Consider the following 16,882-nt stretch of genomic DNA (forward strand, 5'->3'; position numbering starts at 1 on the left):
TAATTCGTAATTAAACAAATCATACTTCTCCTGCTCATTAATTCTGAATTCCTGCATCTTGAGGAATAATTTCAGTGACTACTCTGCGGCCAGATGTACCACTTTTAACCACAATGTCTTCTGTTTGCAGATTACCAACGGCCGTTTCACCTGTAAAATTTATGGGAGGGTCAATTTGACGATAAATAACGTTCCCCTGCGCTTCTAATAATTTCTTGTCTAGATACCAGATGAGTTTATTAGATTTGAGGGACTGACGACGTTGACCTATAGCGGTGACATTACCTGTTAAATTGACAATTTTTTGCTGTATTTTCATTTCGCCTTTATTGGCGGTGACAGTCACATTTTCAGCACGCTGGACAACAGAGATCGGGGAATTTGTCTTCACCGTTTCTGCGTTCATGTCCCAGGTCATAGAGTTACTAACTATTTGCGTGGGTGGGTCTACTAAATTTAACTGGGCATTTTTTTTGATAGTAGCGATTTTAGTTTTTAAGTTGACTTCGGCAGCATCTCCCTTACCACTGTCAGTAATTTTATTGTTGTTGTAGCGGTCAATTTGGATGGGGCGATCGCTCGTTAATATTTCTTCTTTAATTCGCCAAGTTAAATTTTCACTTCGCATTTGCATTTGGGGATCAACGGAATTAGCGATTACACCACCAGAAAATTCTATGCGCTGTTCGCGGGTTTTAACTCGTGCTTCTTGCGCTACTGCTTTTAGTTGTTTATGAGTCCCATTGATTTGGTTACGGACAATTAATAAATCTTCTTGAGGCAACCACTCTAATTCATTACCTTGCAATACAATCCCATTTACAGGGTCTGTAGCCAGGATCTTGCCTTTGAGAAATAGCTTTTGACCATCCTGTTCAATATCTGCTTTTTCTGCTTGTATTTGGTAAATTGGTTTGCCATCTTGGTACAGTTCACCAACGGGTTTTTCTGCCTGCCCAATTTGTTTTTCTTGAGTGTATATCGCCTTCTTAGACCGAACTTTCCAAACAGGTCTTCCTACTTCATCTGCTTGTTCTAAAGTGACATACAAAAAAGGTTAAATTGCTTTCTTTGGGAGATGAATCAGCATTATCTGATTGCGAAGTTGTGGGAGATTTACCCCCACAACCAACTAATCCAAGTACCAATAAAAAAGTTAAAGGTAGGTAAAACCAATTTGCTTTTAGTTGTAAAGAATTGAGAGATAGTGATGAAAATAATCGTGGGAAATCTTGTTGATTTTGTCCCTTTTTTTCCACTATTTACTCTCTTTTTATGCCTACCTTTTTGATAATTCATTAATCTTGGATTTCTAACTGTTGATCAGCCTCTCTGATATCTTTCAGAAAACCCATGCTGGATAGAGGCCGATATGGATAGCTTTGACGCGGGTTTTTTTGGATATCTTCCTTGATGGCTTCTAAATCAATATAGCGATCGCTCACATTGATTAAACTATCACTGGTCATGGAGCGCAAGCTAACCACCTCTACGCGCACACCACGATAGCTGACTGAATTGACAGCATAAGCCAAATCCCCATCACCACTGACTAAAACTGCGGTATCATAAGAATCTACCAAAGCCATCATATCTACGGCAATTTCTACATCCAGGTTGGCTTTTTTCGAGCCATCAGGTAACTGTACTAAATCCTTCGCGATGACTCGGTAGCCATTGCGACGCATCCACAACAGAAACCCTTGTTGCTTTTCGTTTGTGCGGTCTACACCAGTATAAAAGAAAGAACGCAAGAGCCTAGAACCGCCAGTCAATCGGCATAGTAGCTTCGTATAGTCAATTTCGATTCCCAGTTGTAACGCTGCATAAAACAGATTAGAACCATCAATGAATATAGCTACACGACCTCGATTTTCTAAGACTTGTTCCGGCGTAAAGATGGAATCACTTTCTAGATTATTCAACATTGTTGTCATACCTCATTATTATGCTTGTTATATTTGATACGTAGTTTTTGAGATGTTATGCTAGAACAGCTTATGATAAGGTTTCGGAGCTAAGTAAGTTCAGCCCCGATCAGTTTTTTGACAAAATTAACAAATTGAACAGAATCGAAAAATGATGAAAAATTAAAAAGACTAATCGTTTTTGGGAATTTCTATGCGCTTAAAGACGGGTAGTGGTTTACCCAATGATTGTTCACTGCTTAATAACCCCCATTGTGCATGGGTAGCAAAAGGAGCAAGCATGGAAGTTTTTACTTGATCATTAAAGTCAATTCCAAAGCCCAGTTGCAGATAAATAGCGTTACTGATATTCGGAATTACTGGGGAAAGAAGATAAGCTGCTAGTCTAACAGATTCTAGAACTGCGTACAGGACTGTTTCCACTTCCTGCTGCTTTCCTTGTTTATATAATGACCAAGGGGCTTGCTCATCAATAAATTTATTGCAGGTTCGTACCAGCAACAGGGTAGCTTCGCAGGCTTGGTTGAAAGCTAGAGCTTGATATGATTGCTTTACCTGCTCTCCTAGACCTAAACCAATCGCTTTTAAAGGATTTTCGTCATTAATGGCTTCATTTCCAATTGTTAGTCCATCATTACTACAGTATTTCTTCACCATGTTTAAGGTGCGATTTAACAAATTACCTAAGTCATTAGCCAAATCTGCATTTAAAACATTAATGAATCTAACTTCATTAAAATCGCCATCTTTGCCAAATTCGATTTCCTTAAGGAAGTAATAACGAACTGCATCACTACCATAACTTTCAACTAGCCCGATGGGATCGAGGGTATTACCCAGGGACTTACCCATTTTTTTGACCATCTTTAGTTAAAAAACCATGTCCAAATACTTGATCTGGTAGGGGTAAACCAGCCGACATCAGCATGGCTGGCCAATAAACTGCATGAAATCTGAGGATATCTTTACCAATGAGATGTAGGTTAATTGGCCACCAAGTTTCTAAGGCGTTGGCTAAAGTTGGTTCTGCATCTGCTTCTAGTAATGCGGTGACATAAGCAAGCAAAGCATCAAACCAGACATAAAGGGTATGCTGGGAATCAACTGGTACCCGGAAACCCCAGTCTAGATTTACCCGCGAAATGGAAAAATCTTGTAAACCTTGGCTGACAAAGCTCAAGACTTCATTCCGCCGGCTTTCTGGTTGGATAAAATCTGGTCGAGACTGGTAAAATTCTTCCAGTTGAGTTTGATATTTAGATAAACTGAAAAAGTAGTTTTGCTCGTCTCGCCACTCAACTTCTTTGTTAGTATGAATAGGGCAACGCTTTCCCTCTAATAGGTCTCGTTCTTCCTTAAATTCTTCACAAGATACGCAGTACCAGCCTTTCTGTTTACCTTGGTAGATGTCGCCTTTTTCCCAAACTCGCATGAAAAATTCTTTGACGATGGCTTCATGACGGGATGCGGTAGTTCGACTAAAGCGGTCATATTGAATATTTAATAACTGCCATAACTTGATAAAGCTAGGCACAATTTGATCGCAAAATTCTTGTGGCGGTTTCCCTAAACTCTCTGCTGAACGCTGAATTTTTTGCCCGTGTTCATCTGTACCTGTAATCAGCAATACCTCATGCCCTAACAGCCTGTGAAACCGCGCCACTACATCTGCTGCTATTGTTGTGTAAGCACTGCCAACGTGAGGAACATCATTTACATAATATAGGGGTGTTGTCAATGCAAATCTTTTTTCGGTTTTATCTACTAAATTCATACAGAATAAAAAAATAAATTATTAAAACGGTTTCTATCTTACTTTTACAGCTAGATGCAGGCAATCATATAATATTACTACTTGTTTGACAAACCATAATTTAATATTAGCAAATTTCTGATGATCATAATTTTTGATTCATGTGGATAAATCCGGGTAGTCTCTACTCACAAGACATAATTTATCTACTCATAAACATTTCTCATGATTGCTATCATATTAATGGTGACGGTGAATACATCAGTCTAAATTTTGAAAATGTAGCTACCTTTATGGATAAATTTTTTCTGCCTTAAGACTACTTTAGTATCAATACAGAAATGTAAAAATTAAGTCAAGAACATCGGCTATATTTTTCCAAAAATATATTAATTACCCATGACTCCAAATAGTCCCCTGGATATTTCTCGCTATTTCCTAGCGGCGTTATCAACGCAAATTTTCCGCTATCACGAAGATCGCATTCCCAGGAATGGTAGTGTTCTGGTAGTCAGCAATCACCGTAGCTTTATGGATGCACTGGTTTTGATGTCGGCGTTATCCAGACCAATTCGCTTTGCTTGTCATCACTATATGGGACAAGTACCACTGATGCGGGAAATTGTCACGGGACAATTGGGATGCTTTCCCTTAGAGGATACACCCAGTCGCCAGCAAAGTTTTTTTGAACAGTCACAGATAATTTTACAGTCACAGCAGATGGTGGGTGTTTTCCCTGAAGGAACTCGGCCAATGGTGACAGCTACCAAACCAAATGAAGTTGGTAAATTTCACAGAGGTTTTGCTCATTTAGCTTTGCGGTCTAATGTCGAGGATTTAGCAATTTTACCAATTGCGATCGCCTCCCTACAAGAAATCAATGCTCATGGTTTACCTCTGCGACTATTAAGTTTATTCGACCCTTCAGAACCTCTGTTTAATCAACCAGGTTTACATCCCTTGGTTCTATATAATCGGGTGGCTGTGTTAGTTGGTCGCCCTTATTGGATTACACCACAACATCAACAGAAATATCATGGCAAACAAGCGAAAAATGTTGTGAATGAACTAACTGAAAATTGTCACGATGAAGTTGCTAGTTTACTAGCGCAAGGTTGTTATTAAAGGGTGGAATAATTTCACGGATATATTTAATGCTGTTCCGTTTTTAGAGGATGTTTCTCGTAAGCATTACCAATAGTTTTTTCAGGAGTATTCTTAAATTGATTGGTCTATCCTTCACAGGCTGATCATTTATTCAGTTAATGTTAACTATTTAATTTATGTAGTAATCATAGATGAGTTATGAACATAGATGATCGAACCGCCAAGACCGCCAAGTGAAATGGGAAAGAATTTTATGAATGATTTATAATTTTTATTATTTAATGGTAGTTTTTACTACAGACGATACGATTTTATCATAAAACCAAAAAATTGAATTTATATTTTACAATGCCAAAAGTTGAGCTAAAGCCGTGTTTCCTGACTCCTAACCGAGTCCAAATAGAGTATCCGTTGTTTGTGTATTTACCAGGGTTAGATGGAACTGGTGAATTATTGCGATCGCAAACTGCGGGCTTAGAGGTTGGCTTTGATGTCCGGTGTTTGGCGATTCCCAGACAAGACCTCACCACCTGGGACGAGTTAAGCAACAACGTCTTAGACTTGATCCATGCCGAATTAGAAAAAAGCTCACACAGACCAGTTTACCTGTGTGGCGAGTCCTTTGGGGGTTGTTTGGCGATGAAAGTAGCAACCCAATCGCCACAGTTATTTAAGCGAATTATCTTAATTAACCCAGCATCAGCTTTTCAGCTGCGCCCTTGGTTGGCTTGGACATCCCAATTTACTTACTTTGTTCCAGAATATTTGTATGATCTGGGCGCACTAGGGTTATTACCCTTTTTAGCATCCTTGGCACGTATTCCCCGCCACCTGCGCCATGAACTGCTGAAAACGATGCGTTCTGTACCCCCAGCTACAGTTAACTGGCGATTGTCTCTACTGAACGAATTTAGTGTGACTGAAGCGCAATTACGCCAACTCACTCAAGCAGTTTTGCTGATTGCTGGTGCTGGCGATCGCCTCTTACCCTCAGTCAACGAAGCCAGACGCTTGCTAAGTATTTTACCTAACCCCAAGTTAGCTGTATTACCTGACAGTGGACACGCCTGTTTACTAGAACACAATATTAATCTCTATAAAATCTTACGAGAACAAAATTTTGTCGAACATCAGCTTAAAGCCGAACAGGGAGTGGGGAGTGGGGAGTAGGGAGTGGGGAATAACCCTCATTTAGTTGCATTTTTACCTCAAAAGGCATGAAAATTTATATACCCGCATAATAAATCAGTCATGACCCCAGAGGAACAAGCCAGAGTCAAAATTGACCAACTACTCACCGATGCAGGTTGGATTATTCAAGACTATAAACAAATCAATCTCAGTGCGGCTTTGGGTATTGCTGTGCGGGAATATCCCCTCAAGTCAGGGTTTGCTGATTACCTGCTAATTATTAACCGCAAAGCTGCGGGTGTAATTGAAGCGAAAAAAGTAGGTACAACTCTCAGTGGTGTAGAAAATCAATCTGATAAATATTCATTTCAGCTTCCCCCAAAATTAAACTGTCACCGCAAACCTTTACCCTTCCTCTACGAAAGCACGGGGGTAGAAACCTGTTTTACAGATAACCGTGACCCTGATTTTTGTTCTAGAAAGGTGTTTAGTTTCCACAAACCAGAAACATTACAAGCATGGTTAGGACAATCTGACACCCTCAGAGGACGGTTGCAATTGTTACCGCAAATTGACACAGAGGATTTACGGGAATGTCAAAAAGAAGCCATTGCTGGGTTATTTGATTCTTTAAAACAAAATCGCCCTAGAGCCTTAATACAGATGGCGACGGGGGTTGGTAAAACCTACACGTCTGTGAGTTTTATTTATTGGCTGATTAAAATAGCCGGGGCGAAACGAGTTTTATTTTTGGTGGATAGAAAGAACTTAGGAGAACAAACCGAAAAAGAGTTTAAACAGTATGTCACTCCTGATGATGGAAGGAAGTTTACAGAACTTTATAATGTGCAGTTGTTGACTTCCAATACCATAGATCCAGTGAACAAAGTTTGTATTACCACAATTCAGCGACTTTATTCCATGTTGCGGGGGGAAGCTGAATTTGAGGCAGAAAATGAGCAAGCATCTTTGTTTGGTGGGGAAGAGGAAAACCAACAAACTAAGGATGTAGTTTATAACTCAAAAATTCCTTTAGAAACTTTTGATTTTATTATTACTGATGAATGTCACCGTTCAATTTATAATATTTGGCGACAAGTTTTAGAATATTTTGATGCTTTTCTGATTGGCTTAACTGCTACTCCATCTCTGCAAACATTTGGTTTTTTTAATCAGAACTTAGTGATGGAATATCCCCATGAACGGGCGGTAGCTGATGGGGTAAATGTGGGGTATGAAGTTTACCGCATCCGCACCCAAATTACTGAACAGGGTAGCACTATTCAATCAGGGTTTTATGTTGATACACGCAATCGTCAAACCCGTGCGGTGCGTTAGTGGAAGGAAATTTAACTAAGGAATGGCGCACAGCACATCAAGGGGAATTAGAACCCGCTTCAGTGTTACTTGAACGCATCCTCAAGCAGCGTCGGGAGAAGTGGGAAGCTGAACAATTGGCGAAAATGCAAGCACAGGGTAAAACTCCCAAGGATGATAGTTGGAAGCTGAAATATAAAGAACCTGTTGCACCTGATACCTCTGAGTTACCTGAGTTACCTGATGGGTGGGTGTGGGCGACACTTCCTCAACTTGGTGAATTAAATAGAGGAAAATCAAAACATCGTCCTAGAAACGATCCAAAATTATATGGTGGTCAATATCCGTTTATTCAAACAGGAGATGTTAGAAGTGCTAACGGTGTAATTCATGGTTATACCCAAACTTATAGCGAAGAAGGTTTAAAGCAAAGTCGTTTATGGAGTAAAGGAACACTTTGTATTACCATCGCCGCCAATATTGCAGAAACAGCTATATTAGGATTTGATGCCTGTTTTCCTGATAGTATAGTAGGCTTTATCTCAAATTCTAATAATTGTGAGATCAACTGGATTGAATTTTTTATTAGAACTGCTAAAGAAAATTTAGAGCGTTATGCACCTGCAACCGCACAAAAGAATATTAATGTAGAAATTTTATCTGATTTAGCTGTTCCTTTGCCTTCTTGGGCAGAACAAAGCAAAATTGTTGAAGAACTTGAACTTATTTTCTCTGTTACAGACCAACTCGAAAAAACCGTAGACACCAACATCAAACGCGCTGAAAGACTCCGCCAAAGCATCTTAAAACAAGCCTTTACAGGTCAACTTGTCCCCCAAGACCCCAACGACGAACCCGCCGAAAAACTCCTAGAACGCATCAAAGCAGAAAAAGCTAAACAGGTAACAACCAAAACCAAGAAAAAAACCAAATCTCAGCCTAAATCATCCGCACAATTAGCATTACCATTAGAATAATGCCCAACTTATACATTATCGGCGGTGCAAACGGTTCTGGTAAAACTACCACCGCCCTGCAAATCCTTCCCTACTTCCTAGAAGTATTTGAATATGTTAACGCCGATGAAATAGCCGCCGGACTTTCTCCTTTTAACCCGGAATCTGTAGCTATTCAAGCCGGACGATTAATGTTAGCAAGACTAGAAACTCTGGTGAATGCTGAAGCTGATTTTGCCTTTGAAACAACTTTAGCGGCTCGTAACTTTGCCCGATTTTTGAGAGAATGTAAAGACAAAGGTTATATTATCAACTTAATTTACTTTTGGTTACAAAGTCCCGAATTAGCCATCGCACGGGTACACAGACGGGTAGAAAGTGGCGGTCACAACATCCCAGAAGATACTATTCGCCGTCGCTACGAACGCGGACGCACAAACCTAATTAACTTGTATTTACCTCTGTGCGATACTTGGATCATCTATGATAATTCTGGGTCTGAACCTCTATTAGTGGCTGCATCAGATATCAATCAGGAGGCGATTATCTATGAACTCGAAACCTGGAATCAAATTACAATCAGTGAATAAAATGCAAATTCCCCTAACAGAAATTCATCAAAAAATAGATGCTGGCGTTAAAGCTGCTGTTGCTAAAGCTATAGAAAGACACCGCAAATTAGGAGAATCTATTAGCATTTGGCAAGATGGACAAGTTGTTACTTTAACCCCTGAACAAATTCCCCCTCTCGACTCAACTGAATTATCTATTGAGCAAATTCAGGCTTAACAAAACGAGATTCAACAATCTTAATTTTAACTAATGGCTAACGAATCCTCAACCATCGTCCAAAAACTCTGGAATTATTGCAACTTGGACTGAGAAGCTTTGGATTTACGATTTTAGGACTAACCAACATTTCACCCTGAAAACTAACACCCTACGTTCCGAAAATCTGCAAGACTTTATTCGGTCATTTAATGCTGACAATCGCCAGGAACGCCAAGAAAATGAGCGATTTAGAGTTTTTAGCTATGAGGAACTGATTCAACGGGATAAGGTCAGTTTAGATATATTTTGGCTGAAGGATGACAGTTTAGAGGATTCAGATAATTTACCTGCACCGGATATTTTAGCTTTGGAAATTGCAGAGGACTTAGGTGCAGCTTTGGAATTGTTCCAAGGGATAACTGACAATTTAGAGGGTAAAACAGAGGTAGAGGTATCAACCAATGCAAATCTGATCGGCGGTTAATTCATCTTAAATTTGCTCATTCTGGAGGATGTCAGCCCCTGCCATATTCAGTACAACTGAAACAACAGACTGTTAATATGGTGCTTAACAATGACAGAGACATCCAAACCAGAAATAGAGGTAAAAAAATTAGATAATTCAGATCATAAATCTGTATGCGAGTCTGTGGGTAAGGTAGGAGAAGCAATTACCCATACTGCCGCCGAAGCTGGCAAAATAGTCTTAGATACATCCATAGGGGCGGGAGTAGTTGCTGCACAAGAAACATATAAATTAATTGCACAAGGCACTCAAACTACAGGTAATGTAGTTAATCACATCAGCGAAAATTGGTTTGTGAGAAAACTAACTGGGGTATTAAATCTGAATTGGTTGATTAGCCCTAGTGAAAGTGTCGATTTAGAAAAAGCTGAAGCATCTGTAAATAAGCTAAAGCAAAAGTATCCTGATGAATCACCCAGTCAAATCGCCCACAGGATTATGGTTGATAAAGCCAGAAAAGCCGGGGGGATTGGTCTAGCCAGTAGTATTTTACCAGGAGTGGCGGCGGCGTTGTTGGCTATTGATTTGGCAGCAACCACCAAATTACAATCAGAAATGCTTTATCAAATTGCTGCGGTTTATGGTTTAGATTTAAAAGATCCCGCCCGGAAGGGTGAAGTTTTGGGAATTTTTGGTTTAGGCTTGGGTGGTGGTCGTCTTTTAAGATTGGGCGGTTTGGGTTTGCTGCGAAATGTGCCTTTTGCTGGTGCGGCGATCGCCACTAGCACAAATGCCACAATGATCTATTCTTTAGGATATGCAGCTTGTCGATTTTATGAAGCCAAGCTAGATGAATCCACTTCTCTAACTTCCCCAGAAACTTTAGCAACTTTACAGGCTGAAAGTGAAGAGTATCTAGCAACTGCTTTGGCGCAAGAAGCCATCATGGATCAGATTTTAGTGCAAATGATCCTCGCCAGTTACCCTCAGAAGAATTGGGAAGAAATCTTACCAGAATTAGAAGCTGCTAATTTGAGTGATGAATCATTGCAAGAGATTGGTCAAAACATCAAATCACCCCAGCCTTTAGATCAGCTATTACAACAACTCAACCCTGATTTTGCCATTGCTTTAGTAGCTAGATGTCAAGAAATTGCCCAAGAAAATCCTGATTTGGCGAGTCCTTTATTAGCTCAGTGTGAAAAAATTTCCCAACTTAAGGGTATTGAAAACTCGTAAATTAATAATATGAGCGAGTTCTTCTAGAGGTTTGAGGAGATTGTGCAATGGAGAAGCTAGAAAATTATCGTTCCTGCATCCAAACTCTTTTAGAAAAACATAGTCAGTATAAATCCCAAGAAGAAGATGTGGAAAACGAGCTATTTTTTGACTCAGTGCGAGATCATTACCAACTCATGCGAGTGGGTTGGAAAGGCTTAAAGCGTGTATATCACACCATCCTGCACTTTGATATCAAAGACGGCAAAATCTGGCTGCAACAGAACACCACTGATATTGATGTCGGTCAAGAACTATTAGACATGGGCATTCCTAAAGAAGATATAGTTCTAGGGCTGCATCCTCCATACAAACGTCCTTACACAGGGTGCGGCGTTGCTTGATAGAGACTTCACCAAAGAAAAAAGAATTTTAAGTAATACTGGTAAAAGCAGGAAAATTTACATAAAATCACAAAATGAAAATTCAACCTAGTAACAAGCCTCTGTTAGAGTTGTCAGGGGATACTTTAGCCATCGGATTATTTGAAGATGCCGTTGAGTTAACTGGTGAACTGGCAAAATTAGATGAGCAGTTTGGCGGTGTTTTAAAAGAACTGATTGCTGAGGAAGAATTTACCGCCAAAGCCTACAGCAGCATTTTCACCCGTGTTAGTGCTGGTAGCCCGATCCGGAAAATAATTTTAGTTGGTTTGGGGAAACCAGACGCTTTAAAACTAGAAACTCTCAGACGTGCTGCTGCTGCTGTGGCTAGGGTGGCAAAAAAACAAAAAAGCAAAAACCTGGGTTTGAGTTTGCCATTGTGCGATAACAAGCCAGCAGAAACCGCTCAGGCGATCGCCGAAGGTCTACAATTAGCTCTTTATCAAGACATTCGCTTTAAGTCTGAGCCAGAAGATAAAGGCGCAAAAATTGAAACAGTAGATTTACTGGGGTTAGCTGGACAAGAAGCAGCCATTACCCGCGCCAATCACATCGTTTCTGGGGTAAATTTAGCCAGGGAATTGGTAGCAGCACCAGCCAATGAAGTTACACCGATTACCTTAGCAGAAACAGCTCAGGCGATCGCCACTGAACACGGCATTGAGATCCAAATTTTAGAACGGGAAGACTGCGAAAAGCTGGGTATGGGTGCGTTTTTAGGAGTTGCTCAAGCTTCAGATTTGCCACCAAAATTCATTCACCTCACATACAAACCCGCAGGTACACCCAGACGCAAACTAGCAATTATTGGTAAAGGTTTAACCTTCGATTCCGGCGGACTGAATATTAAAGGTGCTGGTAGCGGCATCGAAACCATGAAAATGGATATGGGCGGTGCAGGTACTACCTTGGGTGCAGCCAAAGCCATTGCCCAAATCAAGCCAGATGTAGAAGTTCACTTCATTTCAGCCGCCACAGAAAACATGATTAGCGGTCACGCCATGCACCCTGGCGACATCTTAAAAGCATCAAATGGCAAAACAATCGAAGTGAACAACACCGACGCTGAAGGGCGTTTAACCCTAGCTGATGCCTTGGTGTATGCAGATAAATTAGGAGTAGATGCGATCGTTGATTTAGCTACCCTCACAGGTGCTTGTATTGTAGCCTTGGGTGATGATATTGCTGGCTTGTTTACTCCTGATGATGCTGTAGCCGCCCAACTAGAACAAGCTGCCCAAAGCGCTGGAGAAAAACTGTGGCGGCTGCCAATGGAAGAAAAATATTTTGAAGGGCTAAAATCCGGGATTGCGGACATGAAAAACACCGGGCCTCGTGCTGGTGGTTCCATTACTGCGGCGCTTTTCCTCAAACAGTTTGTTAAAGACACCCCTTGGGCGCACTTAGACGTTGCTGGGCCAGTGTGGGCAGATAAAGAAAACGGTTACAACAGCCCAGGCGCTACAGGCTACGGCGTGCGAACCCTAGTTAATTGGATCTTAGGACAGTAGAAATTAGGCCGGGTGTGGGGTGTGGGAGGTGTAGGGATAACGAACGTTCCCCCCTGCCCCCTGCCCCCGTTCCTCTTCTCCCTAATCCCCAACAGGTGTTTTTTTAATAAAATATGTTGCAATAGTCACAAGACTAATACGGTAGTGAGAAACTGCCGGTTTTTGAGCAAAGGCATCTGGTAAAATTTGTAAGGTTTCTAGTAGCTCTAAGCAATGGGATCGACTGGTGTACGGATAGCAATTGACGCAATGGGAGGGGATCATGCACCCGGTGAAATCGTTGCTGGCGCAATACGCGCAAGTGAAGAATTGGGTGTGAAAGTATTGTTAGTTGGTGATCCCCAACAAATTGCCGCCGCCTTGCCCCCAAAAACTAATTTGGAGCGGGTGGAGATCGTTCCTGCTGAGGAAGCGATCGCAATGGATGAGGAGCCTTTGAATGCAGTCAGACGCAAACGCAAGGCTTCTATTAATGTAGCAATGGATTTAGTCAAGCAGCAGCAGGCAGATGCCGTGTTTTCTGCGGGACACTCTGGGGCAGCTATGGCAGCAGCTTTGCTTCGCCTCGGACGATTGCCAGGAATTGACCGCCCAGCCATTGGCACGGTTTTTCCCACAATCAAAGCTGGTAAACCAGTACTGATACTTGATGTTGGTGCCAATGTAGACTGTCGCCCTAAGTTTTTAGAGCAGTTTGCTGTCATGGGGTCAACTTATAGCCAGTATGTATTGGGTGTTCCTCAGCCTGATGTCGGTTTGTTGAATATCGGGGAAGAAGACACTAAGGGTAATGAAGTAGCACTGCGCGCCCACCAACTACTCAGGGAAAATTCCCAAATTAATTTTATTGGTAATGCTGAAGGGCGTGATGTCCTTTCCGGTAACTTTGATGTGATTGTCTGTGATGGCTTTGTGGGCAATGTGTTATTAAAATTTGCCGAAGCAGTGGGTGAAGTGATTTTGCAAATTTTGCGGGAAGAATTACCCCAAGGATTGCACGGTCAAATCGGGACGGCAATTTTAAAACCTAATCTGAAGCGAGTTAAACAGCGCATGGATCACGCAGAACATGGTGGTGCATTGCTTTTAGGTGTTGCCGGAGTCTGTTTTATTGGTCACGGTAGCTCTCAAGCTCCTTCTATTTTTAATGCCATTCGCACAGCAAAGGAAGCTGTAGACAATCAGGTGCTGCAAAGACTTCAGTCCCAATATGAAATCCTAGAGCAGGAAACTAGTTAGGCATTAGCCACAAAACTAGCGATCAATAGCTGGAAAAAGGTCATTGGTCAATAGCAAATGACTAATGACTAATGACTGATGACTAATGACTAATGACTAAAATGCTTATAGCTGGGGAGACGAGGAGTGGAAAAGTTAGGCATAGCAATTACAGGAAGCGGCTCGGCAGTACCAAAAACTTGCCTCACTAACGAGGCGCTGACTGACCTGGTAGAAACTTCAGACGAGTGGATTACCACAAGAACGGGAATTCGTCAACGGTGTTTGGCGTTACCATCGGAGTCTTTGAGTACCCTCGCGGCTGATGCTGGTAGTCAAGCGATCGCCTCTGCCGGAATTAAAGCCACAGACCTTGATTTGATTTTGCTGGCGACATCCACCCCAGATGATTTATTTGGCAGTGCTTGTCAAATTCAAGCTGAATTAGGCGCAACCAACGCAGTCGCCTTTGATTTGACAGCTGCTTGCTCTGGTTTTGTCTTTGGGCTAGTCACAGCTGCCCAATATATCAAAACAGGAGTCTACCAAAATGTACTCTTAATTGGGGCAGATATCCTCTCTCGCTGGGTAGATTGGCAAGATCGGCGGACTTGTGTGTTGTTTGGCGATGGTGCTGGGGCGGTAGTATTGCAAGCAAATCAAAGCGATCGCCTATTAGGATTTTCCCTCAAAAGTGATGGTACACAAAACCACTACCTGAATCTCGCTTATGCCCCTTCTGCCCAAGAATTACTCCCAGACGTAAACATCACTAAAGGTACTTATCAGCCCATAACCATGAACGGCAAAGAAGTCTACCGCTTTGCTGTGCAGAAAGTCCCAGAAATTATTGATAAAGCCTTATTTCAAGCAAATCTGACTGTTGACCAAATAGACTGGCTAGTTTTGCATCAAGCAAATCAACGGATTCTTGATTCCGTTGCCCAACGCCTAAATATTCCCGAACACAAAGTAATTAGCAATCTCGCCAATTACGGCAATACCTCCGCCGCCTCCATTCCCCTAGCCCTAGATGAAGCCGTGCGCTCAGGCAAAATCAAACCTAACGACATCATTGCTGCATCTGGCTTTGGTGCTGGACTCACATGGGGCGCAGCCATATTTCAATGGGGAAGATAAGAGGCAGGGGCGCAGGGTGCAGGGTGCAGGGGGGAGAAAGAGGCAGGGGAGCAGGGAGCTTTCTAGCAGGGGGAAAAGATTTTAATTTCCCAATGACTAATGACCAATGACTAATGACTAAGGACAAATGACTAAGGACAAATGACTAAAACTGCATGGGTGTTTCCTGGACAAGGTTCTCAAGCGCTGGGAATGGGAATTGACTTATTAGATATACCAACCGCCAAAGATAAATTTGCTCAAGCCGAAGCGATTTTGGGCTGGTCTGTCACAGACTTATGTCAAAACGAAGAAGAAAAGTTATCACAGACGCTCTATACACAGCCCAGTCTTTATGTAGTAGAAAGCATCCTGGCTGATATCCTCCGGGAACGGGGACATAAACCAGATGTAGTGGCTGGACACAGTTTGGGTGAATACATCGCCCTTTACATTGCAGGTGCGTTTGAGTGGTCGGCTGGGTTACACCTAGTCAAGCGTCGGGCGGAACTCATGGATAGCGCCGCAGGTGGAATGATGGCGGCTTTGATGAACTTTGACCGTGAACAGTTAGAAAACGTTCTGGCTCAGACACCAGATGCAGTTTTGGCCAATGATAACAGTCCAGGTCAGGTGGTCATTTCTGGTACTCCAGAAGCTGTACGAGAAGTTATGTCTCAAGTGAAAGCCAAACGTGCTATACCCTTAAGAACTTCTGGAGCATTTCACTCACCCTTTATGGCAGCTGCGGCGGCGGAGTTCCAAGATATTTTAGAATTAGTGGAATTTCAGCCAGTTGTTGTACCAGTAATGTCTAATGTAAATCCATCTCCATCTACTGATATCAAAATTATCAAGCAGCGCCTCAGCCAACAAATGACCGGTTCAGTACGCTGGCGAGAAATTTCTCTGCAATTACCAACGGAAGGTATTGAGGAAGTTGTGGAAATTGGCCCTGGTAATGTGCTAACTAATTTGATTAAACGCACCACTCCTGATTTAACCTTGAAAAATGTTCGTAATGCTGCGGAATTACCAGTTTAGATGATTGGGCAAGTTCATTCAAAATTGAATAGGATCAGGTCAGATAACTTCTAGGAGATCATGGATATGACAAGCGTATCCAATGGACAACCAAGTATTATTCGTACAGAACGAGGACTAATAATTGCCGGAACACGTATTACGTTATACGATGTGATGGACTATCTTAAAGTCGAATATCCATCCAAGTTGATTTGTGAAAAGCTGGGACTAAATCATGAGCAGGTGAATTTGGCTTTAGCCTACATAGAAGCTCATAGTGCAGAAATGGCAGCCGATTATCAAGATTTTATCCAAAAAGGAGAAGAAATTAGACAATATTGGCAAGAGAAAAACCGCGAAAGATTTGCCACAATTGCAGCTATGCCGAATAAAGTCGGTCAGGAAGCTTTACGCGCAAAACTCCAATCTTGGAAAGAGCGCATTGCATCCCTATCATGAATTTTTTGATTGACTACAACTTAACAGGAGATGCTGTTTTATTCTGGGGAACACTTGCGGCTGAAGGTTGGATTGAACTTTTGTCAATTCATTTTTTCACATTTAAACAAGTTGAATTACCAACGGATAGTAGTGACAGAATTGTGTGGCAATTTGCTCAAGCAAACCACATGATTTTGATTACAGCTAATCGAAATATGAAAGGAACTGACTCATTAGAGCAGATGATTCGTGAGAATAATACAGCTAATTCTCTCCCAATTCTTACTATTGGAAATCCTGACCGATTAGATGAGCGTGGTTATCGGGAAAAATGCGCTGTTCGTCTAGTCGATATTTTATTAGATATTGAAAACTATATGGGAGCAGGTAGAATCTTTATTCCTTGATACAAAGATGCAACTTAGCCACTAGCCTAGAATATGTCATTGTCGCACCTGAATAGTTGGTAAACAAGCT

Annotated in this window: 15 protein-coding genes and 2 pseudogenes; 14 read left to right on the forward strand and 3 right to left on the reverse strand. The window is 41.7% G+C overall.

Features of this window, described 5'->3' with window-relative positions; genetic code table 11:
• Positions 1–37: 37 nt before the first annotated feature.
• From lptC to metG, 3 genes and pseudogenes are all read right to left on the reverse strand, one after another.
• A pseudogene (gene lptC / locus NSP_RS12815) lies at positions 38–1,148 on the reverse strand (LPS export ABC transporter periplasmic protein LptC).
• A 150-nt stretch (positions 1,149–1,298) separates the two neighbouring features.
• Entirely contained in the window at positions 1,299–1,928 is a 630-nt protein-coding gene (locus NSP_RS12820) for a LabA-like NYN domain-containing protein (protein WP_006197763.1), read from the reverse strand.
• Between the two features lie 171 nt (positions 1,929–2,099).
• Positions 2,100–3,702: pseudogene (metG, locus tag NSP_RS12825) on the reverse strand (methionine--tRNA ligase).
• Positions 3,703–4,080: 378 nt separating this feature from the next.
• On the opposite strand from metG, the gene NSP_RS12830 reads away from it, so the two are divergent.
• The 14 genes from NSP_RS12830 to NSP_RS12895 all read left to right on the forward strand — a co-directional run bounded on the left by NSP_RS12830 (position 4,081) and on the right by NSP_RS12895 (position 16,812).
• Positions 4,081–4,806, forward strand: a complete 726-nt coding sequence (locus NSP_RS12830) for a lysophospholipid acyltransferase family protein (RefSeq protein WP_006197761.1) — start codon at positions 4,081–4,083, stop codon at positions 4,804–4,806.
• A gap of 330 nt (positions 4,807–5,136) precedes the next feature.
• Entirely contained in the window at positions 5,137–5,958 is an 822-nt protein-coding gene (locus NSP_RS12835) for an alpha/beta fold hydrolase (RefSeq protein WP_173403284.1), read from the forward strand.
• An 81-nt stretch (positions 5,959–6,039) separates the two neighbouring features.
• Positions 6,040–7,257, forward strand: a complete 1,218-nt coding sequence (locus tag NSP_RS12840; protein WP_006197759.1) for a DEAD/DEAH box helicase family protein — start codon at positions 6,040–6,042, stop codon at positions 7,255–7,257.
• Positions 7,257–8,213, forward strand: a complete 957-nt coding sequence (locus tag NSP_RS12845) for a restriction endonuclease subunit S (protein WP_006197758.1) — start codon at positions 7,257–7,259, stop codon at positions 8,211–8,213. Before NSP_RS12840 ends, NSP_RS12845 begins: the two co-directional genes overlap by 1 nt.
• Positions 8,213–8,782, forward strand: coding sequence for an ATPase (locus NSP_RS12850; protein ID WP_006197757.1), 570 nt, complete (start codon positions 8,213–8,215; stop codon positions 8,780–8,782). The genes NSP_RS12845 and NSP_RS12850 overlap by 1 nt, the downstream gene beginning before the upstream one ends.
• A 1-nt stretch (position 8,783) precedes the next feature.
• A complete protein-coding gene (locus NSP_RS12855) occupies positions 8,784–8,981 on the forward strand; it encodes a hypothetical protein (protein ID WP_006197756.1) in 198 nt (65 codons plus the stop codon).
• Positions 8,982–9,537: 556 nt separating this feature from the next.
• Positions 9,538–10,668 carry a hypothetical protein gene (locus NSP_RS12860; RefSeq protein ID WP_006197754.1) on the forward strand — a complete coding sequence of 377 codons (1,131 nt, stop codon included), beginning with the start codon at positions 9,538–9,540 and terminating at the stop codon, positions 10,666–10,668.
• Between the two features lie 47 nt (positions 10,669–10,715).
• Positions 10,716–11,051 carry a XisI protein gene (locus tag NSP_RS12865; protein WP_006197753.1) on the forward strand — a complete coding sequence of 112 codons (336 nt, stop codon included), beginning with the start codon at positions 10,716–10,718 and terminating at the stop codon, positions 11,049–11,051.
• A 74-nt stretch (positions 11,052–11,125) separates the two neighbouring features.
• Positions 11,126–12,601: a leucyl aminopeptidase gene (locus NSP_RS12870; RefSeq protein ID WP_006197752.1), complete on the forward strand. Its 1,476-nt coding sequence runs from the start codon at positions 11,126–11,128 to the stop codon at positions 12,599–12,601.
• A 213-nt stretch (positions 12,602–12,814) separates the two neighbouring features.
• Positions 12,815–13,840: a phosphate acyltransferase PlsX gene (plsX, locus tag NSP_RS12875; RefSeq protein ID WP_006197751.1), complete on the forward strand. Its 1,026-nt coding sequence runs from the start codon at positions 12,815–12,817 to the stop codon at positions 13,838–13,840.
• Positions 13,841–13,966: 126 nt separating this feature from the next.
• Entirely contained in the window at positions 13,967–14,959 is a 993-nt protein-coding gene (locus NSP_RS12880; protein ID WP_006197750.1) for a beta-ketoacyl-ACP synthase 3, read from the forward strand.
• Positions 14,960–15,100: 141 nt separating this feature from the next.
• On the forward strand, positions 15,101–15,982 hold the full coding sequence (fabD, locus tag NSP_RS12885; protein ID WP_006197749.1) for an ACP S-malonyltransferase: 882 nt from the start codon (positions 15,101–15,103) through the stop codon (positions 15,980–15,982).
• A gap of 66 nt (positions 15,983–16,048) precedes the next feature.
• Positions 16,049–16,423, forward strand: a complete 375-nt coding sequence (locus tag NSP_RS12890) for a DUF433 domain-containing protein (protein WP_173403285.1) — start codon at positions 16,049–16,051, stop codon at positions 16,421–16,423.
• Entirely contained in the window at positions 16,420–16,812 is a 393-nt protein-coding gene (locus NSP_RS12895; RefSeq protein ID WP_006197747.1) for a hypothetical protein, read from the forward strand. The genes NSP_RS12890 and NSP_RS12895 overlap by 4 nt, the downstream gene beginning before the upstream one ends.
• The last annotated feature ends 70 nt before the right edge of the window (positions 16,813–16,882 follow it).

It is taken from the genome of Nodularia spumigena CCY9414 (assembly GCF_000340565.2).
Lineage (GTDB): Bacteria > Cyanobacteriota > Cyanobacteriia > Cyanobacteriales > Nostocaceae > Nodularia > Nodularia spumigena.

Coding starts and splice junctions, on each gene's coding strand:
- NSP_RS12820 (WP_006197763.1), bottom strand. CDS start 1,928: ATGTTGAATAATCTAGAAAGTGATTCCATCTTTACGCCGGAACAAGTC.
- NSP_RS12895 (WP_006197747.1), top strand. CDS start 16,420: ATGAATTTTTTGATTGACTACAACTTAACAGGAGATGCTGTTTTATTC.
- NSP_RS12830 (WP_006197761.1), top strand. CDS start 4,081: ATGACTCCAAATAGTCCCCTGGATATTTCTCGCTATTTCCTAGCGGCG.
- NSP_RS12865 (WP_006197753.1), top strand. CDS start 10,716: ATGGAGAAGCTAGAAAATTATCGTTCCTGCATCCAAACTCTTTTAGAA.
- fabD (WP_006197749.1), top strand. CDS start 15,101: ATGACTAAAACTGCATGGGTGTTTCCTGGACAAGGTTCTCAAGCGCTG.
- NSP_RS12870 (WP_006197752.1), top strand. CDS start 11,126: ATGAAAATTCAACCTAGTAACAAGCCTCTGTTAGAGTTGTCAGGGGAT.
- NSP_RS12835 (WP_173403284.1), top strand. CDS start 5,137: ATGCCAAAAGTTGAGCTAAAGCCGTGTTTCCTGACTCCTAACCGAGTC.
- NSP_RS12860 (WP_006197754.1), top strand. CDS start 9,538: ATGACAGAGACATCCAAACCAGAAATAGAGGTAAAAAAATTAGATAAT.
- NSP_RS12850 (WP_006197757.1), top strand. CDS start 8,213: ATGCCCAACTTATACATTATCGGCGGTGCAAACGGTTCTGGTAAAACT.
- plsX (WP_006197751.1), top strand. CDS start 12,815: ATGGGATCGACTGGTGTACGGATAGCAATTGACGCAATGGGAGGGGAT.
- NSP_RS12840 (WP_006197759.1), top strand. CDS start 6,040: ATGACCCCAGAGGAACAAGCCAGAGTCAAAATTGACCAACTACTCACC.
- NSP_RS12855 (WP_006197756.1), top strand. CDS start 8,784: ATGCAAATTCCCCTAACAGAAATTCATCAAAAAATAGATGCTGGCGTT.
- NSP_RS12890 (WP_173403285.1), top strand. CDS start 16,049: ATGACAAGCGTATCCAATGGACAACCAAGTATTATTCGTACAGAACGA.